Origin of the sequence: Pseudomonas sp. HY13-MNA-CIBAN-0226, from assembly GCF_040310305.1 — a bacterium.
Taxonomy (GTDB): domain Bacteria; phylum Pseudomonadota; class Gammaproteobacteria; order Pseudomonadales; family Pseudomonadaceae; genus Aquipseudomonas; species Aquipseudomonas gregormendelii.
Genome location: NZ_JBEOPS010000009.1, coordinates 36,574 through 56,395 on the forward strand (window position 1 = coordinate 36,574; position 19,822 = coordinate 56,395).

Below are 19,822 nucleotides of genomic sequence, written 5' to 3' on the forward strand. Positions count from 1 at the left end.
TGACCATGAGAACAATCAGCGGAACGGCGGCTCGTCGAAGCTGCGCAGTTTGCGCGAGTGCAGCGAGTTGAGTTCGGTGCGCAACAGGTCCACCGCTTCGATGCCAATCTTCAAGTGCTGGCTGACCGCACGCTCGTAGAACGCGTTCGCCGAGCCCGGCAGCTTGATTTCACTGTGCAGCGGCTTGTCCGAAACGCACAGCAACGTGCCATACGGCACCCGCAAGCGATAGCCCTGGGCGGCAATGGTGCCGCTTTCCATGTCCACCGCCACGGCGCGGGACAGGTTGATCAGCGGACGCTCCTGGGCCCAGCGCAGTTCCCAGTTACGGTCGTCATAGGTCAGTACGGTGCCGGTGCGCAGACGCTTCTTCAGCTCGTCGCCCTTCTCGCCAGTGATGTTCGCCGCCGCCTGCTGCAAGGCCATCTGCACTTCTGCCAGGGCCGGAATCGGGATATTTGGTGGCACCACCCGGTCGAGAATGCCGTCGCGCCGCATGTAGGCGTGAGCCAGCACGTAGTCGCCGATGGTCTGGGACTGACGCAGGCCACCACAGTGGCCGATCATCAGCCAGCAATGCGGGCGCAGTACCGCCAGGTGATCGGTGATGTTCTTCGCGTTGGAGGGGCCGACGCCGATATTCACCAGGGTCACGCCATGACCATCGCTGGCGATCAGGTGATAGGCCGGCATCTGGTAGCGATGCCACACCACGCCTGCGGCAATGGCCGATGCCTCGCCGTGGTCCATGCTCTTTTCAATGATCACGTTGCCCGGCAGTACCATGCGCACGAAACGCGGGTCGCTGCGCAACTGCTCAAGGCCATGCACGATGAACTGGTCGACGTAGCGGTGGTAGTTGGTCAGCAGGATCCACGGCTGCACATGGCGCCAGTCGCTGCCGGTGTAGTGCACCAGGCGACGCAGGGAGAAATCCACCCGTGCGGCGTCGAACAGGGCCAGTGGCAGCGGGTCGGTGTTTTCCCAGTCGTACAGGCCGTCGGCAATGCCATCGGTGGCGGCGGACAGGTCGGTACTGGGGAACACGCGTGCCAGGACGGCAGCCGTTACCCCGGACCCCGCCAGCTCGTCGCCTTGCTCAACCACGTACGGATAAGGAATGTTCTGCTGGCTGATCCCGACTTCCACGGTCACGGTGAAGTCATGCATCAGCGGCACCAGCTGTTCGAGCAGGTATTTGCGAAACGCCGCAGGGTGAGTGACGGTGACGCTGTAAGTGCCCGGCAGTTGAACCTTGGCGTAGGCGCGGGTGGTCTGCGGCACTTCGCCCTGGCAGTGATAGGTCAGACGCAGTTCGGGATAACGAAACATCGCACGCTGTTCGGCGTCCGGTTCTATACGATCCTTGAGGTAACGCTTGAGCGCCTGATTCAGCGCAGTGGTTGCACGTTCGTGCAAGAGCGCAAGCCGATCCACGGCTTGCTCGGCGGTTTGAACGACAATAAAAGCTTCGGTCACGATCAGCATCCTGTGTTCTGACTTGCAGAGCTTCATCTTGCCTGCATCGTCGTCGGACGGGAACAGTGAAAAACAGATCGCAGCCTTCGGCAGCTCCTTGAAGAATCGCGAATCCCCGCAGGAGCTGCCGAAGGCTCGGGCCGCGTTCGGACGATCTTTTGCCCTTCAAATCATCTGCGGGGTTGATCGGGCGACGATCGCTTCTACCTCCAGGCCGCGTGGCAGCGCACCATACACGCGGCCGTTCGAGCCGAGTCGGCTGGCGATGAACGCATCACTGACGGCAGCATTACCCGCCTCCAGCAACAACCTGGCCTGCAAACCCAGGGCGATGTCCTCGGTGAGCTGGCGGGCTCGGTACTGGATATCGCCCGTGTCCTTGAATGCTGCGTGCAGCCGCTGGATATGCGCCGCCAGGCGCTTGTCGCCATGGCCATCGCCCAATTCATTGAACAGCACATCGAGCACGCCGGGCTCTTTCGACAACGCCCGCAGCACGTCGAGGCACTGCACGTTGCCGGAGCCTTCCCACGTTGAGTTCACCGGCGCCTCGCGGTACAGGCGCGGCAGGATGCTGTCCTCGACATACCCCGCACCGCCCATGCATTCGGCGGCTTCGTTGATCATGGCCGGTGCACGTTTGCAGATCCAGTACTTGCCCACGGCGGTCACCAGCCGGGCGAATTTTGCTTCATGATCGTCAGCCAAATGATCCAGGGCGCGGCCCATGCGCAGGCTCAAGGCCAGGGCCGCTTCGCTTTCCAGGGCCAGGTCCGCCAGCACATTCTGCATCAGCGGTTGCTCATTCAGCAGCCTGCCCCCGACGCTGCGATGCGCGCAGTGATGGCTCGCCTGGGTCAAGGCCTGGCGCATCAGCGAACTGGAACCGACCATGCAATCAAAGCGAGTCATGGCCACCATCTCGATGATGGTCGGCACCCCGCGCCCTTCCTCGCCGACCATCCACGCCAGCGCGCCGCGAAACTCTACTTCGCTGGAGGCATTGGAGCAGTTGCCGAGCTTGTTTTTGAGGCGCTGGATGTAGAACTGGTTGCGAGTGTCGTCCGGGCGATGGCGCGGCAACAGGAAGCAGGTCAAGCCTTTGTCGGTCTGGGCCAGCGTCAGGAACGCATCGCACATCGGCGCCGAGCAGAACCACTTGTGACCCACCAGTTCGTACGCCTGGCCCGGCCCACTGGCGCCAACCGGATAAGCCTTGGTGGTGTTGGCCCGAACATCGGTGCCGCCCTGTTTCTCGGTCATGGCCATGCCGATGGTGACGCCCGCCTTGTGCGCCATGCCGATGTTGCGTGGATCGTATTCGGTGGCGAGGATTTTCGGCAGCCAGATGTCAGCCAGATTTGGCTGCAGGCGCAGGGCCGGCACGCTGGCAAACGTCATGGTCAGCGGGCAACCGCTACCGGCTTCGGCCTGGCTATGCAGATAGGTCATGGCAGCGCGGGCAACGTGCGCTCCCGGCTGCGGCTGCGCCCAGGGCAACGACGTCAGGCCATGCTCGACCGCCGTGCGCATCAACTCATGATAGGCCGGGTGAAATTCCACCAGGTCGATGCGATGGCCGTATCGGTCGTGGCTGGAAAATACCGGCTTGTTCTCGTTGGCCAGGAACCCGGCTGCCATCAGCGGCCCACCGGCCAACGCACCGTAGGCATCAATGCGCGATTCGGCCCAGCCGGCGCCAAAATGCCGCGACCATTGCTGCAGCGGCAAATCCACGCGGTACAGGTTGGCGCCATCCAGCGACGGTGGCTGGTTGGTGACTTCGTGGGTTTCGGCGAACTGATGCAGGTTCATGACGGGGCTCCTTTGGTCGGCCAAGGGGTTTTCAGTTAAGCACTGCCCCCTGACCGTTCAAAGTGTCATACCTGCCTAATTGGCGGCGCTTTCGCCCTGCTCAAAACCCAGCACCCGGCGTTGCAGTGCTGCCTGCAAATCCTCGAACTTCACCGGCTTGCTCAAGTAGTCGATGAAACTGGCGCCGGTGCAGTGCTCGCGATCAATGCTCAAGGCAATCATGAAGACCGAAAGCTCGGCGCAGCCCGCCAGCGTACGGATCTGGCTACTGACAGACATGCCGTTCAATGGCGGCAATTGGCAGTCGAGCAATACCGCATCAAACGCCTCCCGCTGCAGGTAATCGAGTGCCGCGGACCCGCTGTCGGCCGTGCGCACCTGGTACCCGAGCTTGAGCAGCATGCCGCGGATAACCAATTGGTTGACGGTGTTCTCATCCACCAGCAGCACCTTGCAATCTCGCGGCTGGCGCAGGCGCGAGTAATGCTGTGAGGTGCGAGGCGGGGATTGCGTTATTGACAGTTCAAATTCGACATCCAGCTGGAACCGACTGCCGCGACCGGGCTCGGAACGGTGCGTCAGTCGCCCCCCAAGCAACTCGACCAGCTGCCGACAAATGGCCAGACCCACGCCCAGCCCGCCATACTCGCGGGTCATTGAGCCATCGAGCTGGAAGAAGCGCTGATACATGGTCGCCTCCCCCAGGTCGGTAAAACCGATACCGGTATCAATCACCGCAAAACACAGCGCCATTCTTCCAGGTTGCGCGGGTTTGCCTGTGACGCGCAGCGCCAGCCCGCCGACCCGGGTGAACTTGATCGCATTGTCCAGCAGGCATTCCAGGCATTGCGTCAGCTTGGCGCTATCACCGTGCAGGCGGTCCGGAAGGCCGGGTGTCACATCGACCTTGAAGTCCAGCAACTTGCTCAGGGCATTGCCCTCGAACTGCACGCGCAAGGCTTCGATCACGCTGCGCAAACTGAACGACGCCGCGCTGGCCGAAAGCCTGCCGGCCTGCAACTCGGTCAACGTGAGGATGCCGTTGACCATGCGCATCATGTCCCGGGCAGATCCCGCCGCTGTTTGCTGGTACTGCTCCAGCTCCGGATCCATCTCGACGGTTTGCATCAGCTCCAGCGAACCGATGACCCCGTTCATGGGCGTGCGCAACTCGTGGGTCAGGGTGGCGAGGAATTCGTCTTTGAGCCGGTTGCTGTGGGCCAGTTGCTGGTTCAGCACTTCGAGCTTCTGCCCGGCATCAAACAGGGTCTGCGCCTGCTGCTCGCGCATGGCATTGATGCGGTCGGCCAGCGCCAGGGACAGAAGTGCCACTTCGATGGCCGAACCGATCTGACTGGAATACATGGTCAGGAACACGTTTGGCAGGTAACCCAGGACCATCAGTGTGTTGATGATGCCGCCGAGCAAAAAGGCCGACCAGGCAATGATGAAATACCGCGCCACGCGCAAACCGCGCAGCCAGGCGAAGATCCCTGCGGCAAAAATCACCACGGTGAAAGTCAGCGCCAGGGCCGTGGCCAGGCGCAGGGCCAGGGCGTAGCTGGTCATGAGGGACAAACCAATGACCACTGCGCCAAACACAACCAGCGCCAGCAACAAGCGATCGAGCCAGCGACTGTGGGTGGCCGTCTGCAAGAAGCTGCGGGCGAACTGACTGCCAAACAACCCGGAACAGCCGATGAAGAACGGCGTGGCGGCATTGGCCCACCATGGACTGTCCGGCCAGAAATATTGCACGGCCGCACCGTTCACCGACAGTTGGTACAAGCCGAACGAGGCAATATAGAAGATGTAATAGAGGTAGCTGGTGTCCCGCACGCTCAGGTAGATGAACAGGTTGTAGACCAGCATCCCCAGCAACACACCGTAGATCAGGCCCAGCACGTACAGGCGCAGCGGTTGCTCTTCGAGGAACGCGGTACTGGACCACAAGGTCACCGGCGCCTGGATCGACCCCTCGCTTTGCAGGCGCAGGTACAGGGTTTGCGCCTGGTCGGGGGTGAAATCGAGATCGAACAGGTAATTGTTCTGGCGAATTTCGCGGGTGGAGAAAGGCAAGGCATCGCCGGTCTGGCGCACCAGTCGGTATTCGCCAGCAGCGTCGGGTAAATACAGATCCAGATGATCGAGGGGCGGGTAGGCCAGTTCCAGCAGCCAGGTTCTTTGCGCCGCTGGATTCTTCGGACGATAGTGCAAGTCGATTTTCAGCCAGAACGCTGAACGCGAATAGCCGGCGTTGAGGGTGGCATTATCGTGGGGCTTGAACCGTCCTGCGGCATCCTCGGCGCGGACGTCGGCAATGGTCGCTTGCCCGCCCGCGTCTTCGAACACTTGCAGGGTTCGGCCCAATGGCAGGCTTTGAGTGTTCTCGTCGAATTCGACTGCGCTCGCCAAAAGGGGCAAGCAGAGCAGCAACATCAGCAAATAGCGCATCTAAGCCCCAGCGTGGCCGGTCCGGTTATCTCAGGAAGCCCCTCATTCCCTTTGAGTAGACGTAAAACCGGTATTACCTGTTATTGATTTGGATCCACTCTAGCATAGCCGTTAGTGGCCAATGAACACCATTGAAAAATATACTCGAAAGGCTCTAGTACGGGCTTTGCAGCGCTATCTATTGAGCTAGAGCGGTTGCCCCCTCATGCCGACTGTGGGAGCGGCCCTGCTGCTACAGAGTCCACTGTCATGAGTCGAGTGACTGGTGGTAAGCTCGCGCACCATGAATATCTACAGCTCCCGCCCCGTTGTCCTCTGTCTCTCCGGCCACGACCCAAGTGGTGGCGCCGGCTTGCAGGCAGATATCGAAGCCCTGCTCGCCCAGGGTTGTCATGCGGCTCCGGCCGTCACCGCGCTGACTGTGCAAGACACGGTCAACGTCACTGATTTCCGCGTACTCGACCGAGCGTGGGTACTGGCCCAGGCCAACGCCGTGCTTAACGATTCCGAAGTCGCCGCCGTCAAGCTGGGCATGCTCGGTTCGCTGGAAATGGTCGACACCGTGGTCGAGCTGCTGCAGGCGCATCCGCACTTGCCGATGGTTTGCGACCCGGTACTGCGTGCGGGCGGCGGCGGACGCCTGGGCAAGGACGAAGTCGGCTACGCGATGCGCGAACGCCTGCTCCCACTGGCGATCATTGCCACCCCCAACCTGCCCGAAGCGCGCATCCTCGCCGAGCTCCCCGAAGGCACGGCAGACCAATGCGCGGAAAAACTGCTGCCCTACGTCAAGCATCTGCTGATCACCGGCGGTCACGGCGACGAGCAGGAAATTCACAACCGCCTGTACACACGCGACGGTCGCCGCGAAACCTTCACCTGCCAGCGTTTGCCCGGCAGTTACCACGGTTCCGGCTGCACCCTGGCCAGCGCCCTGGCCGGTCGTCTGGCGCAGGGTGAAAACCTCGTCAGTGCTGTGCAGACCGCGCTTAACTACACATGGCGCACCCTGCGTGATGCCGAGCAGCTGGGTAAAGGTCAATTTGTGCCACGCCGCCTGCCGCTGGATTTCTGTTCGTAACTTCCCATTAGTCATGCGGTGAGGCTTGTCCGATGAAACTACGTGGCCTTTACGCCATCACCGACAGCCAGTTGCTGGCCGGTAAATTCCTCTCGTACGTGGAGGCGGCGCTGGAAGGTGGCGTCACCCTGCTGCAGTACCGCGACAAGAGTACGGACGAAGCGCGGCGCCTGCGCGAGGCCGAAACCCTGCGGGATCTGTGCGACCGCTACAAGACCCGGCTGATCATCAATGACGATGCCGAGCTGGCTGCGCGCCTGAACGTTGGCGTACACCTCGGCCAGACCGACGGCCCGCTGACCCCGGCCCGCGCATTGCTGGGCCGCCAGGCGATCATCGGTTCGACCTGCCACGCGCAGATCAACCTTGCCGAGCAGGCCGCCAAAGAAGGCGCCAGTTACGTTGCCTTCGGTCGCTTCTTCAATTCCAGCACCAAACCCGGCGCGCCGACCTGCAGCCTCGAACTGCTGGATCAGGCTCGCAGCACATTGCATTTGCCGATCTGCGCAATCGGTGGCATCACCCTGGAAAACGCGGAGCCGCTGGTGGCCCACGGGGTCGATCTGCTGGCGGTGGTCCACGGCCTGTTTGGCGCCCAAAGCACGACTGAAGTCACACGCCGCGCCCGCGCATTCAACGAACTGCTTTCCATTTAAGTCGCTTAAAATCTGATTTGAGAGTCCGATCATGTCTCGTTCCGAAACGCTATTTGCCAATGCCCAGAAACACATCCCCGGCGGTGTGAACTCGCCAGTGCGCGCGTTCAAGAGCGTTGGCGGTACGCCGCTGTTTTTCAAACACGCTGAAGGGGCCTACGTCACCGACGAAGACAATAAGCGCTACGTTGATTACGTCGGCTCGTGGGGCCCGATGATCCTCGGCCACAGCCACCCGGACGTTCTGGACGCCGTGCGCAAGCAGCTTGAGCACGGCCTGTCCTATGGCGCACCGACCGAGATGGAAACCCAGATGGCGGATCTGGTGTGCTCGCTCGTGCCTTCAATGGAAATGGTGCGCATGGTCAGCTCCGGCACCGAAGCGACCATGAGTGCCATTCGCCTGGCCCGCGGCTTTACCGGTCGCGACAGCATCATCAAGTTCGAAGGCTGCTATCACGGTCACTCCGACAGCCTGCTGGTCAAGGCCGGTTCCGGCGCCCTGACCCAAGGCGTGCCGAGTTCGGCAGGTGTACCGGCGGCATTTGCCAAACACACGCTGACTTTGCCCTTCAACGACATCGACGCCGTCGAAACCATGCTGGCTGAAGTGGGCCAGGACGTCGCGTGCATCATCGTCGAGCCGGTGGCCGGCAACATGAACTGCGTTCCTCCGGCACCGGGCTTTCTCGAAGGCCTGCGGACCCTGTGCGACAAGCACGGCGTGGTGCTGATTTTCGACGAAGTGATGACCGGTTTCCGCGTGGCACTGGGCGGTGCACAAGCGCATTACGGCGTGAACCCGGACCTGACCACCTTCGGCAAGATCATTGGTGGTGGCATGCCGGTTGGCTGCTTCGGCGGCAAGCGTGAAATCATGTCGCACATTGCACCACTGGGGCCTGTTTACCAGGCCGGTACGCTGTCGGGTAACCCGCTGGCAATGGCGGCGGGCCTGACCACCTTGCGCCTGATCAGCCGTCCTGGCTTCCATGCCGAGTTGACCGACTACACCAGTCGCCTGCTCGATGGCCTGCAACAACGCGCCGATGCAGCCGGTATCCCGTTCGTGACCACCCAGGCCGGCGGCATGTTCGGCCTGTACTTCAGTGGTGCCGATGACATCGTGACCTTCGACGACGTAATGGCCAGCGATGCCAAACTGTTCGGGCGTTTCTTCCACCTGATGCTCGAAGGCGGCGTGTACCTGGCGCCAAGCGCATTCGAAGCCGGTTTCACCTCCATCGCCCATGGCGAAGCCGAGTTGAAACTGACGCTGGATGCCGCTGAACGTGCATTCGCTGCCTTGAAGTAATGCCGTGCCGCTGACGTTGGCGATTGCCAGCGTCAGTATTCCCTGCATCCGCGCCCCTTTTCCTGCTCATCTGCCAGGTTTTTCCCGCAAAGTGGGTTATATATTTCCCTCGCAGCAGAAAAACGAGTAAAGACTTTGTAAGGATGGCCCTGCTTATTTCATAATGCGCGCTTATTGGATCCCCTCGATGGGTCCGCGCGCCCTTCAGAGGTAAGTCGATTCCCATGAACCGCACCGGCCGCGCCCTTGCACTGGGCTGCCTGTTGCTCCTTCAGCCCTTGCTTGTACAAGCAGGCGGCAACTCGTTGTTAATCCCAGCGATGGGTCGCTGCACCCTCAATACTCAGCCGCAGGACTTGGCCCAGGCGCTTGCTGCCTGCCAGAAAGCCTCGGATGAAGGGGATGCACAGGCGCAATACGAGTTGGGTGAGTTCTACTACGACGGCAAAAATGCGCCGCGCGACCTCAATCAAGCCCTGAGCTACTTCGAAAAAGCCTCACTGCAAGGCCACGCCCAGGCGCAATTCAAGCTCGGCACCATGTTCTTCCACGGCGAAGGTGTGCCGGCCAACAATGTCCAGGCGTATATCGTGCTGAAGATGGCGGCGGTCAATGGCGCGGAGGATGCGCTGGACACTGCCGACGAGGTGGCCGAGAAGATGCCGCGTGAAGAGCTTGAGGTGGCCACTCAGGTGCTCGGGCAGATTTTCCGCAAGTACTTGATGGAATTGCAAAGCGCGGATGGGCGAACGCCGTTTTCGCCACTTCCCTGATTTTTGCTTCTATCTGACGACCCCATCGCTGGCAAGCCAGCTCCCACAGGAGCGCTGTCGTTCACAAATAATGTGAACGCCGCAGATCTACTGTGGGAGCTGGCTTGCCAGCGATAAGGTCGACGCGGTCTCGAAGGCTTACTTGTCCGGCATCGGCATCGGAAACGGCATCACATTGCCGACCGCGCCACGGGCTTCGCTGATTTTTGGCGTACCCAGGCGCTCGACTTCATCGATGCGCACAATCGAATGCATCGGCACAAAACTGCGTACCACACCCTCGAACTGAGCCTTGAGCTTCTCTTCGCTCGGATCGACGACCACTTGCGTGCGCTCGCCAAAGACGAATTCTTCCACTTCCAGGAAACCCCACAGATCACTTTGGTAGATCTGTTTGGCATACATTTCGTACACCTGGCCCTGGTTGAGGAAAATCACCTTGTAGATTGGAGCTTCACGTTTGGTCATGGTGGGCGAGCAACACATCGGGGGATAAAAATGAGGGCGCGAACTATAGCATAGCCGCCGGACGCACAGCGGTAGGAACATGGGACCATGTTCCCTATAATGCGCGGTTCTTTGAATCACGTGATGACTCTGTCCATGGCCAAGAAGCTTTACATCGAAACCCACGGTTGCCAGATGAACGAGTACGACAGCTCGCGCATGGTCGACTTACTGGGTGAACACCAGGCCCTGGAAGTCACTGCTCGCGCTGAAGATGCCGACGTGATCCTGCTCAATACCTGCTCGATCCGCGAACGTGCCCAGGACCGGGTGTACTCCCAGCTCGGCCGCTGGCGCGAATTGAAACTGGCCAACCCGGACATGGTGATCGCCGTGGGCGGTTGCGTGGCGAGCCAGGAAGGTGCGGCCATTCGCGACCGCGCGCCCTATGTCGACGTAGTGTTCGGACCACAGACATTGCACCGCCTGCCAGAAATGATCGACGCCGCGCGTGCCACCAAGTTGCCGCAAGTCGACGTCTCCTTTCCGGAAATCGAAAAATTCGACCACCTGCCCGAGCCGCGCATCGACGGCCCAAGCGCCTACGTGTCGGTCATGGAAGGGTGCAGCAAGTACTGCACTTTCTGCGTGGTGCCTTACACCCGCGGCGAAGAAGTCAGCCGCCCGTTCGACGACGTGATCGCCGAGATCATCCACCTGGCCGAAAATGGCGTGCGTGAGGTGACCCTGCTGGGCCAGAACGTCAACGGCTATCGTGGCGCCACTCACGACGGACGCCTGGCCGACCTGGCCGAGCTGATCCGCGTAGTTGCGGCTGTCGATGGCATCGACCGCATCCGCTACACCACTTCACACCCGCTGGAGTTCTCCGACAGCCTGATCCAGGCCCACGCCGAAGTACCGCAACTGGTCAAACACCTGCATTTGCCGGTTCAGTCAGGTTCCGATCGGATTCTTTCGGCGATGAAGCGCAACCACACGGCGCTGGAGTACAAATCCAAGCTGCGCAAATTGCGTGCAGCCGTTCCGGGAATTTGCATCAGTTCGGACTTTATCGTCGGTTTCCCGGGCGAAACCGAAAAAGATTTCGAGCAGACCATGAAGCTGATCGAGGACGTCGGTTTCGACTTCTCCTACTCGTTCGTCTATAGCCAGCGCCCGGGCACCCCGGCAGCCGACCTGGCGGACGAGACGCCGGAAGCGTTGAAAAAAGAGCGCCTGAACGCTTTGCAACATCGCCTGAACCAGCAAGGTTTCGAAATCAGCCGACAAATGGTCGGTTCGATCCAGCGGATCCTGGTCACCGATTATTCGAAAAAGGACCCTGGCGAACTGCAAGGCCGCACCGAGAATAATCGTATCGTCAACTTCCGTTGCGACAATCCAACCCTGATTGGCCAGTTTGCCGACGTGCACATCGATGCCGCCCAGCCGCACTCACTGCGGGGCTCGTTGATCCAGTAGCAAATATCCGAGGCATTGAAGACTTTGTGGGAGCTGGCTTGCCAGCGATAGCGGCGTAACTGGCAACATCTTCGCTGGACTTGATGGCCTCATCGCTGGCAAGCCAGCTCCCACAGTGGACCGAGTTGATCATAAGAATGAGCTCATCCATTTAAGAGCTTTCGCACCCAGCCCACTGGCGTTATCCTTGATTTCATCCTAATTGCCCCAGGGCGGCTAAATACGACCTTGAACGCACCTATCGAACCACATCGCTTTATCCTCGAGCCCTTTGAGGCTCGCCGCTTCGCCAATCTGTGCGGGCAATTCGACGAGCACCTGCGCTTGATCGAACAGCGCCTGACAATCGAGATCCGCAACCGCGGGAACCAGTTCGAGCTGATCGGCGACCCTAAACACACCACCTCCGCGGAAAACCTGCTGCGCCGCCTGTACCGGGAAACCAAGGGTACCGAGCTGTCGCCAGACATGGTCCACCTGTTCCTGCAGGAATCGGCCGTCACAGAGCTGGATAACGTGTCCCCGTCCGAACCGTCCGTCGCCCTGCGCACCAAAAAAGGCATGATTCGCCCTCGCGGCTTGAATCAGTTGCGCTACGTGAAGGAAATCCTCGGCAACGACATCAACTTCGGCATCGGCCCCGCCGGTACCGGCAAGACTTACCTGGCCGTTGCTTGCGCAGTAGATGCGCTGGAACGGGAGCAAATCCGCCGCATCCTGCTGGTTCGTCCGGCGGTTGAAGCGGGCGAAAAGCTCGGTTTCCTGCCCGGCGACCTGTCGCAGAAGATCGACCCTTACCTGCGCCCGCTGTACGACGCGCTGTACGAAATGCTCGGCTTCGAATACGTGGCCAAGCTGATCGAACGCCAGGTAATCGAAGTCGCACCGCTGGCCTACATGCGTGGCCGCACGCTCAATAACAGCTTCATCATCCTCGACGAAAGCCAGAACACCACCGTCGAGCAGATGAAGATGTTCCTGACCCGGATCGGCTTCGGCTCCACGGCAGTCATCACCGGTGACATCACCCAGGTCGACCTGCCAAAGGGCACCAAATCCGGGCTGCACCACGTGATCGAGGTGCTCAAGGACGTGCCAGGCATCAGTTTTACCCATTTCATGCCCAAGGACGTCGTGCGCCATCCGCTGGTGCAACGCATCGTCGAAGCCTACGAGCGCTTTGAAAACCGTGTGGCCGACGAAGCACCGAAGGACAGCCGCCGCGATGCTTGAGCTTGATCTGCAGCTGGCTACCAAGGCGCCTGTTCCCAGCGAAGCCGAGTTCCGCCAATGGTGCGAGCTGGCCCTGCGCCAACGCACTGCCGATTCCGAAATGACCATTCGCCTGGTTGACCAGGAAGAGGCGCGCGAGCTGAACCACACCTGGCGGCAGAAAGACTATGCCACCAACGTGCTGTCGTTTCCGGCTGACGTGCCTGACGAGTTCCTCGATATACCGCTGCTGGGCGATCTGGTGATCTGCGTGGCGGTGGTCGAGCGCGAGGCCGCTGAACAAGGCAAGGAACTAAAGGCCCACTGGGCGCATCTGGTGATTCATGGCTGCTTGCATCTGTTGGGTTACGACCATATAGATGACGACGAAGCCGAAGAAATGGAAGCGCTGGAACGAACGTTGCTTGCCGAGTTGGGTCATCCGGACCCGTACGCGGACGACGAAACACAAACATCCCCTATCGTTACAACAAAGGATTCAGAGTAATCGCTATGAGCGAAGATCGATCGAGCAACGGGCAGAAGTCATGGCTGGGTAAGCTCACCCAGGCTTTTGCCCACGAGCCGAAAAACCGCCAGGAGCTCCTCGAGCTTTTGCGTGATGCCCACCAGAACAAGTTGCTGGACAGCGAAGCGCTGGCCATTGTCGAAGGCGCCATCCAGGTCGCTGACCTGCAGGTACGGGACATCATGGTCCCGCGCTCGCAGATGATCAGCATCAAGGCGACCCAGACACCCCGCGAGTTCCTGCCTGCCGTGGTCGATTCGGCCCACTCCCGCTACCCGGTGATCGGCGAAAGCCACGATGACGTGATGGGCGTGTTGCTGGCCAAGGACCTGCTCCCGTTGATCCTCAAGGAGAACGGCGACAGCTTCAACATCAAGGATCTGCTGCGCCCGGCCACTTTCGTGCCGGAGTCCAAGCGCCTTAATGTGCTGCTGCGCGAATTCCGCGCCAACCACAATCACATGGCCATCGTGATCGACGAATACGGCGGTGTCGCGGGCCTGGTGACCATCGAAGACGTGCTGGAACAGATCGTTGGCGACATCGAAGACGAGCACGACGTCGAAGAAGACAGCTACATCAAGCCACTGCCCAGCGGTGACTTCCTGATCAAGGCCCTGACGCCGATCGAGAACTTCAACGAGTTCTTCGACAGCGAGTTCTCCGATGACGAGTTCGACACCGTCGGCGGCCTGGTGATGAGCGCGTTCGGGCACTTGCCAAAACGCAACGAAATCACTGAAATCGGCCCTTACCGCTTCCGCATCCTGAACGCCGACAGCCGTCGAATTCACTTGCTGCGCCTGACACCCATTGCTCGCTAAGGATTGAAATGCGCCGTCTGACCGCCCCCGGCTGGCCCGGTAACCTGCTGGCCGTGGCGGCCGGTGCACTCACCACCCTGGCCCTGGCGCCGTTCGATATCTGGCCGCTGGCATTGCTGGCGGTCGGCTTTTTCTACGCCGGCTTACGCCAACTGACTCCACGCCAGGCCTTGGGCCGTGGCTGGTGCTTCGGTTTTGGCCTGTTCGGTGCCGGTACCAGCTGGATCTATTACAGCATCCACCACTTCGGTGGCGCCTCGGTGCTGCTGGCCGGGTTCCTGATGCTGATCTTCACGGCGGCGATCGCCTGGTTCTTCGCGCTGCCCGCGTGGATCTGGGCGCGCTGGCTGCGCCGTAATGAGGCGCCGCTGGCTGACGCCCTGGCATTCGCCGCGTTGTGGGTCGCCCAGGAAGCCTTCCGGGGCTGGTTCCTCACCGGTTTCCCGTGGCTCTACTCCGGTTACAGCCAGCTCGACGGGCCTCTGGCCGGGCTCGCGCCTGTGGGCGGGATGTGGCTGATCTCCTTTGCCCTGGCCCTCACGGCGGCGCTTATCTGTAACGGCCTGCGCCTGGTCCGCACTGGACACAAAGGTTTCATGGCGGTGGGCGTATTACTGCTGGCCGGCCCGTGGGTGGCAGGCATTGCGCTGAAGGAACACGCCTGGACCAGCCCCTCGGGGGCGCCGCTGAGTGTTGCCGCGATCCAGGGTAACGTCGAACAGAGCATGAAGTGGGACCCGGCGCAGCTGAACGCTCAGCTTGCCCTGTATCGCGACATGAGCCTCAGCTCCAAGCGGGTCGACCTGCTGATCTGGCCGGAAACCGCGGTTCCGGTACTCAAGGAATCCGCCGAAGGCTACCTGAACATGATGGGCAAGTTCGCGGCCGAGCGTGATTCTGCGCTGATTACCGGCGTGCCGATCCGTCAGGAAGTTCACCACCAGAAACGCTTTTACAACGGCATTACCGTGGTCGGTGAAGGCGACGGGACCTACCTCAAGCAGAAACTCGTCCCGTTCGGTGAATACGTGCCGCTGCAGGACATCCTGCGCGGGTTGATCGCGTTCTTCGACCTGCCGATGTCCGACTTCGCACGCGGCCCGGCCGATCAGCCACTGCTGCAAGCCAAGGGTTATCAGATTGCGCCGTTCATTTGCTACGAAGTGGTGTATCCAGACTTCGCCGCCGACCTGTCGGCGCGCAGCGACCTGCTGCTGACGATCAGCAACGACACCTGGTTTGGTACGTCCATCGGCCCGCTGCAACACTTGCAGATGGCGCAGATGCGCGCACTGGAGGCCGGTCGCTGGATGATTCGCGCGACCAACAATGGCGTCACCGGGCTGATCAACCCATTCGGCCAGATCACCGCACAGATTCCGCAGTTCGAGCGCGGCATCCTGTATGGCGAAGTGGTGCCGATGCATAACCTGACGCCGTACCTGCAATGGCGTTCGTGGCCGTTGATCGTGGTGTGTGTGTTGTTGTTTGGCTGGGCCCTGGTGGCGAACCGGATGGCCAAGACCGTTTAATTTAATTGTGATGCCTTAAAAGATCGCAGCCTCGTTTCACTCGACAGCTCCTACCGGGTGACACGCCGCTGCGATCTTTTGATCTTCAACGGTAAAACAACGAATACCCCACCTGTCCTACCGCCTCGTTCATCAACTGCCCGCTCTGCCAGATCGACTTGAACTCCGGCATCCAGCCGCCCAGCGGTCGCGCGTTATCCCCACCGAGAAACCCCACCGGCGCAGGCACCACCTCGAATCCGGCTTTCTGGAAACTCCAGACCGCCCGCGGCATGTGGGCCGCCTGGGTTACCAGCACCACGCGCTTGATCCCCTGGGGCAGCAACATGCTGGCGCTCATCTGCGCGTTCTCCCAGGTCGTGCGGCTGAGTCCTTCCTGCCAGCGTACGGTCACCCCGAAATCGTCCAGCATCGAATCCGCCATCAACCTGGCTTCGGAAGGTGGGGTGCCGTAATGCAAGCCGCCACTGGTCAGCACCGGCAACCCCGACGCCTTGGCCAGGCGCGCGGCATAACGTTGCCGCTCCAGCCCGATACCTGTCGGCTGATCGGCGCCCCATGCCGGGTCACCACGCTCGCGCCCTGAACCCAGAACCACGATGGCATCGGCACGCTGGCCAAGTGTCGCCCACTCTTCACGTGCCAGCGGCGGCACGCGTTCCAGGGCATTGGCACTCCATTGCACGACAATCGGCAGGCTCATCAGCCAGAAGCCCCCCAGGCCCAACGCAAAGCACAGGCCAGCCAGTCGTGGCCGGGTGCGGCGCAGCCACCAGCCAAGGGCCAGCAAAAGCAACAGGATGCCGGGCGGCAAGAGAAGTTGTTTCACGAAATAACGAAAAGGCATCGAGCATCTCCAGAGATGCCCGAAGCCTAAGAGGGTTGACGCAATGCGACAACTAAATCGAAAGGACTAGACTGCTTCATTGCCTGAAATACGGCCGGAGCCTTATTTATTTGAATTGCAGCGACCGGACCTTTACCGCGTCCCTGCCAGGTACCTTGTCCTTGAGCCAGATGATTTTGGCCGAGCGCGGTGCGTCAAGCTGCTTCACTGCTTCTGACAGGCATCCGTGTGTTTCACGTTCACTGCGGTCCAGATACGCTTTTACCAAGGCAAATTCTGCGGGGCTCAGGCCACGCAGTTCCAACTCGAGGGGGCGCTCATCGCGCAGCCGGTCAGCGGTTTTAGCAGCGTCCAGGGCGATCCCCAGACGATCGATCAGTCGTTCATACAGCTGCGGTTTCGTGACTTTTTGCTGTGACTCAACCATCCCTCACCTCATTGAAGATAAGTCTTGCTCCCCATTTAGAGCTTAGCTTCCATCACCAAACCGGCTAAGCGCCGCGACCAACGGCCCTCGCCGGGCAAATCGGGCGGCGCCTGCGTGCAATCAGGGTTTCCCTCGGCAGAGCGCGGTCATGTATGCTACGGCGCTTCCTGTAACTCCACTTCCAGCTCGCCTGGACAGCGAAACGTCGAATTGGCGCGTTCACCGTCCAGCATTGCAACGAAGAGGATTAGGCCACCCCTATTCAGTTCAAAAGTAGCCATGCACGAACAATATCAGCCCCGTGAAATCGAAGCCGCCGCCCAGTCATTCTGGGACGAGCAAAAGTCCTTTGAAGTCAGTGAACAGCCAGGCAAGGAGACTTTCTACTGCCTGTCGATGTTCCCTTACCCTAGCGGCAAGCTACACATGGGGCACGTGCGCAACTACACCATCGGCGACGTGATCTCCCGCTACCAGCGCATGCAAGGCAAGAACGTCCTGCAACCCATGGGTTGGGACGCCTTCGGCATGCCGGCGGAAAACGCCGCGATGAAGAACAACGTGGCTCCCGCCAAGTGGACCTACGAAAACATCGCCTACATGAAGAACCAGCTGCGCAGCCTGGGCCTGGCGGTGGACTGGTCGCGTGAAGTGACTACCTGCAAGCCCGATTACTACCGCTGGGAACAATGGCTGTTCACCCGCCTGTTCGAAAAAGGCGTGATCTACAAGAAAAGCGGCACCGTGAACTGGGACCCGGTCGACCAGACCGTCCTGGCCAACGAACAGGTGATCGACGGTCGCGGCTGGCGTTCCGGCGCGCTGATCGAAAAACGCGAAATCCCGATGTATTACTTCAAGATCACCGCCTACGCGGATGAACTGCTCGAGAGCCTCGACGAGCTGACTGGCTGGCCTGAACAGGTCAAGACCATGCAGCGCAACTGGATCGGCAAATCCCGCGGCATGGAAGTGCAGTTCCCTTACAACGTCGACTCCATCGGCGAAACCGGCGCGTTGAAAGTCTTCACCACCCGTCCGGACACCCTGATGGGCGCCACCTACGTGGCCGTGGCCGCCGAACACCCGCTGGCGACCCTGGCGGCACAGAACAACCCTGAACTGCAGGCGTTCATCGCCGAATGCAAAGGCGGCAGCGTGGCCGAAGCCGACGTCGCCACCCAGGAGAAAAAAGGCCTGCCGACCTCGTTGTTCGTCGAGCACCCGCTGACCGGTGAGAAACTCCCGGTATGGGTCGCCAACTACGTGCTGATGCACTACGGCGACGGTGCGGTCATGGCTGTTCCGGCCCACGACGAACGTGATTTCGAGTTCGCGACCAAGTACAACCTGCCTATCAAGTCCGTGGTGCGCACCAGTTCCGGCGACACCAACCCGGCGCCATGGCAGGACGCCTACGGCGAGCACGGCATGCTGATCAACTCCGGCGAGTTCGACGGCCTGGACTTCCCGGGCGCGTTTGACGCCATCGAAGTCGCGCTGATCAAGAAAAACCTCGGTGCCTCGCGCACCCAGTTCCGCCTGCGCGACTGGGGCATCAGCCGTCAGCGCTACTGGGGCTGCCCGATCCCGATCATCCACTGCCAGTCTTGTGGTGACGTGCCGGTTCCGGAAGATCAACTGCCTGTCGTATTGCCCGAAGACGTGGTCCCGGATGGTGCAGGTTCACCTCTGGCGCGCATGCCCGAGTTCTACGAGTGCAACTGCCCGAAATGCGGCCAGCCGGCCAAGCGCGAAACCGACACCATGGACACCTTCGTCGAGTCCTCGTGGTACTACGCCCGCTACGCCTCGCCGCACTATGAAGGCGGCCTGGTGGAGAAATCCGCCGCTGACCACTGGTTGCCGGTGGATCAGTACATCGGCGGCATCGAGCACGCCATCCTTCACCTGCTGTACGCGCGCTTCTTCCACAAGTTGATGCGTGATGAAGGCCTGGTGAGCTCCAACGAACCGTTCAAGAACCTGCTGACCCAGGGCATGGTGATCGCCGAGACTTACTATCGTCGCGAAGCCAATGGTGCCTACACCTGGTTCAACCCGGCGGACGTCGAACTCGAGCGCGACAGCAAGGCCAAGGTTATCAGCGCCAAGCTGATCGCCGATGGCCTGCCGGTGGAAATCGGTGGCACCGAGAAGATGGCCAAGTCGAAGAACAACGGCGTCGACCCACAGTCGATGATCGACCAGTTCGGCGCAGACACCTGCCGCCTGTTCATGATGTTCGCCTCGCCACCCGACATGAGCGCGGAATGGTCCGACTCTGGCGTGGAAGGCTCGCATCGCTTCCTCAAGCGCGTCTGGCGCCTGGCTCAAGGCCATGTCATTCAAGGCTTGCCGGGCAAACTGGACGTCGCCGGCCTGAACGACGAGCAGAAGGCCATTCGCCGCTCGATCCACCTGGCTATCAAGCAGGCCAGCCACGACGTCGGCCAGAACCACAAATTCAACACCGCCATCGCCCAGGTGATGACACTGATGAACGTGTTGGAAAAAGCCCCGCAAGTGACCGAGCAGGATCGCGCCCTGGTGCAGGAAGGCCTGGAAGCCGTGACCCTGCTGCTGGCTCCAATCACTCCGCACATCTGCCACGAGCTGTGGAATCAGCTCGGTCACCCGGATGCGGTGATCGACGCCGGCTGGCCGGTGCTGGACGAAACCGCGCTGGTGCAGGACACCCTGACGCTGGTTATCCAGGTCAACGGCAAATTGCGTGGGCAGATCGAAATGCCGGCCAGCGCGACTCGCGAAGAAGTCGAAGCCGCTGCCCGCACCAACGAGAACGTGCTGCGCTTCGTTGACGGCCTGACTATTCGTAAAGTGATCGTAGTGCCCGGGAAACTGGTCAATATCGTCGCCAGCTAATTGGACCAGGCGCCAGGTGAGCCTGGCGCCGAGTAAAACCTTTCGGGCCGCACAGTCGGC

General features: G+C 60.7%; 16 protein-coding genes. 10 read left to right on the forward strand and 6 right to left on the reverse strand.

Annotated elements, in window-relative coordinates:
* Positions 1 to 15: 15 nt before the first annotated feature.
* The 3 genes from amn to AAEZ05_RS11610 form a co-directional block, all read right to left on the reverse strand.
* A complete protein-coding gene (amn, locus tag AAEZ05_RS11600; RefSeq protein WP_177328595.1) occupies positions 16 to 1,515 on the reverse strand; it encodes an AMP nucleosidase in 1,500 nt (499 codons plus the stop codon).
* A 129-nt stretch (positions 1,516 to 1,644) separates the two neighbouring features.
* Positions 1,645 to 3,294 (reverse strand): acyl-CoA dehydrogenase family protein, encoded by a 1,650-nt coding sequence (locus AAEZ05_RS11605; RefSeq protein ID WP_350647488.1) that lies wholly within the window; start codon positions 3,292 to 3,294, stop codon positions 1,645 to 1,647.
* 75 nt (positions 3,295 to 3,369) lie between these two features.
* A complete protein-coding gene (locus AAEZ05_RS11610; RefSeq protein ID WP_045062070.1) occupies positions 3,370 to 5,748 on the reverse strand; it encodes a hybrid sensor histidine kinase/response regulator in 2,379 nt (792 codons plus the stop codon).
* A gap of 283 nt (positions 5,749 to 6,031) precedes the next feature.
* On the opposite strand from AAEZ05_RS11610, the gene AAEZ05_RS11615 reads away from it, so the two are divergent.
* The 4 genes from AAEZ05_RS11615 (at position 6,032) to AAEZ05_RS11630 (ending at position 9,573) form a co-directional block, all read left to right on the forward strand.
* A complete protein-coding gene (locus AAEZ05_RS11615; RefSeq protein WP_045062071.1) occupies positions 6,032 to 6,829 on the forward strand; it encodes a hydroxymethylpyrimidine/phosphomethylpyrimidine kinase in 798 nt (265 codons plus the stop codon).
* Positions 6,830 to 6,861: 32 nt separating this feature from the next.
* On the forward strand, positions 6,862 to 7,485 hold the full coding sequence (gene thiE, locus AAEZ05_RS11620) for a thiamine phosphate synthase (protein ID WP_350647490.1): 624 nt from the start codon (positions 6,862 to 6,864) through the stop codon (positions 7,483 to 7,485).
* A 31-nt stretch (positions 7,486 to 7,516) separates the two neighbouring features.
* A complete protein-coding gene (hemL, locus tag AAEZ05_RS11625; RefSeq protein ID WP_045062073.1) occupies positions 7,517 to 8,800 on the forward strand; it encodes a glutamate-1-semialdehyde 2,1-aminomutase in 1,284 nt (427 codons plus the stop codon).
* Between the two features lie 224 nt (positions 8,801 to 9,024).
* Positions 9,025 to 9,573 carry a tetratricopeptide repeat protein gene (locus AAEZ05_RS11630; protein WP_045062074.1) on the forward strand — a complete coding sequence of 183 codons (549 nt, stop codon included), beginning with the start codon at positions 9,025 to 9,027 and terminating at the stop codon, positions 9,571 to 9,573.
* Between the two features lie 138 nt (positions 9,574 to 9,711).
* Here the strand turns inward: AAEZ05_RS11630 and AAEZ05_RS11635 are convergent, their stop codons facing one another.
* Positions 9,712 to 10,041 (reverse strand): DUF1820 family protein, encoded by a 330-nt coding sequence (locus AAEZ05_RS11635; RefSeq protein WP_045062075.1) that lies wholly within the window; start codon positions 10,039 to 10,041, stop codon positions 9,712 to 9,714.
* Positions 10,042 to 10,176: 135 nt separating this feature from the next.
* Here AAEZ05_RS11635 and miaB point away from each other — a divergent pair, with 135 nt between their 5' ends.
* From miaB to lnt, 5 genes are all read left to right on the forward strand, one after another.
* Complete coding sequence (gene miaB, locus AAEZ05_RS11640) at positions 10,177 to 11,505, forward strand: tRNA (N6-isopentenyl adenosine(37)-C2)-methylthiotransferase MiaB (protein WP_177328596.1); 1,329 nt, start codon at positions 10,177 to 10,179, stop codon at positions 11,503 to 11,505.
* Between the two features lie 228 nt (positions 11,506 to 11,733).
* A complete protein-coding gene (locus tag AAEZ05_RS11645; protein WP_045062077.1) occupies positions 11,734 to 12,738 on the forward strand; it encodes a PhoH family protein in 1,005 nt (334 codons plus the stop codon).
* Positions 12,731 to 13,225: an rRNA maturation RNase YbeY gene (gene ybeY, locus AAEZ05_RS11650; protein WP_350647493.1), complete on the forward strand. Its 495-nt coding sequence runs from the start codon at positions 12,731 to 12,733 to the stop codon at positions 13,223 to 13,225. The genes AAEZ05_RS11645 and ybeY overlap by 8 nt, the downstream gene beginning before the upstream one ends.
* A gap of 5 nt (positions 13,226 to 13,230) precedes the next feature.
* A complete protein-coding gene (locus tag AAEZ05_RS11655) occupies positions 13,231 to 14,070 on the forward strand; it encodes a CorC family transporter (RefSeq protein WP_045062079.1) in 840 nt (279 codons plus the stop codon).
* Positions 14,071 to 14,078: 8 nt separating this feature from the next.
* Positions 14,079 to 15,602 carry an apolipoprotein N-acyltransferase gene (gene lnt / locus AAEZ05_RS11660; RefSeq protein ID WP_205893047.1) on the forward strand — a complete coding sequence of 508 codons (1,524 nt, stop codon included), beginning with the start codon at positions 14,079 to 14,081 and terminating at the stop codon, positions 15,600 to 15,602.
* Positions 15,603 to 15,687: 85 nt separating this feature from the next.
* Here the strand turns inward: lnt and AAEZ05_RS11665 are convergent, their stop codons facing one another.
* Both AAEZ05_RS11665 and AAEZ05_RS11670 read right to left on the reverse strand, forming a co-directional pair.
* Positions 15,688 to 16,449 carry a YdcF family protein gene (locus AAEZ05_RS11665; protein WP_350647495.1) on the reverse strand — a complete coding sequence of 254 codons (762 nt, stop codon included), beginning with the start codon at positions 16,447 to 16,449 and terminating at the stop codon, positions 15,688 to 15,690.
* Between the two features lie 106 nt (positions 16,450 to 16,555).
* Positions 16,556 to 16,876: a hypothetical protein gene (locus tag AAEZ05_RS11670; protein ID WP_045062082.1), complete on the reverse strand. Its 321-nt coding sequence runs from the start codon at positions 16,874 to 16,876 to the stop codon at positions 16,556 to 16,558.
* A gap of 279 nt (positions 16,877 to 17,155) precedes the next feature.
* On the opposite strand from AAEZ05_RS11670, the gene leuS reads away from it, so the two are divergent.
* Positions 17,156 to 19,762, forward strand: a complete 2,607-nt coding sequence (gene leuS, locus AAEZ05_RS11675) for a leucine--tRNA ligase (RefSeq protein ID WP_350647497.1) — start codon at positions 17,156 to 17,158, stop codon at positions 19,760 to 19,762.
* The last annotated feature ends 60 nt before the right edge of the window (positions 19,763 to 19,822 follow it).

Excerpts from the sequence above, each read along its gene's own strand:
- AAEZ05_RS11615 (WP_045062071.1), top strand. The coding sequence starts at position 6,032 with ATGAATATCTACAGCTCCCGCCCCGTTGTCCTCTGTCTCTCCGGCCAC.
- AAEZ05_RS11630 (WP_045062074.1), top strand. The coding sequence starts at position 9,025 with ATGAACCGCACCGGCCGCGCCCTTGCACTGGGCTGCCTGTTGCTCCTT.
- miaB (WP_177328596.1), top strand. The coding sequence starts at position 10,177 with ATGGCCAAGAAGCTTTACATCGAAACCCACGGTTGCCAGATGAACGAG.
- lnt (WP_205893047.1), top strand. The coding sequence starts at position 14,079 with ATGCGCCGTCTGACCGCCCCCGGCTGGCCCGGTAACCTGCTGGCCGTG.
- AAEZ05_RS11665 (WP_350647495.1), bottom strand. The coding sequence starts at position 16,449 with ATGCCTTTTCGTTATTTCGTGAAACAACTTCTCTTGCCGCCCGGCATC.
- thiE (WP_350647490.1), top strand. The coding sequence starts at position 6,862 with ATGAAACTACGTGGCCTTTACGCCATCACCGACAGCCAGTTGCTGGCC.
- leuS (WP_350647497.1), top strand. The coding sequence starts at position 17,156 with ATGCACGAACAATATCAGCCCCGTGAAATCGAAGCCGCCGCCCAGTCA.
- AAEZ05_RS11655 (WP_045062079.1), top strand. The coding sequence starts at position 13,231 with ATGAGCGAAGATCGATCGAGCAACGGGCAGAAGTCATGGCTGGGTAAG.
- hemL (WP_045062073.1), top strand. The coding sequence starts at position 7,517 with ATGTCTCGTTCCGAAACGCTATTTGCCAATGCCCAGAAACACATCCCC.
- AAEZ05_RS11605 (WP_350647488.1), bottom strand. The coding sequence starts at position 3,294 with ATGAACCTGCATCAGTTCGCCGAAACCCACGAAGTCACCAACCAGCCA.
- AAEZ05_RS11670 (WP_045062082.1), bottom strand. The coding sequence starts at position 16,876 with ATGGTTGAGTCACAGCAAAAAGTCACGAAACCGCAGCTGTATGAACGA.
- ybeY (WP_350647493.1), top strand. The coding sequence starts at position 12,731 with ATGCTTGAGCTTGATCTGCAGCTGGCTACCAAGGCGCCTGTTCCCAGC.
- amn (WP_177328595.1), bottom strand. The coding sequence starts at position 1,515 with ATGAAGCTCTGCAAGTCAGAACACAGGATGCTGATCGTGACCGAAGCT.
- AAEZ05_RS11610 (WP_045062070.1), bottom strand. The coding sequence starts at position 5,748 with ATGCGCTATTTGCTGATGTTGCTGCTCTGCTTGCCCCTTTTGGCGAGC.
- AAEZ05_RS11635 (WP_045062075.1), bottom strand. The coding sequence starts at position 10,041 with ATGACCAAACGTGAAGCTCCAATCTACAAGGTGATTTTCCTCAACCAG.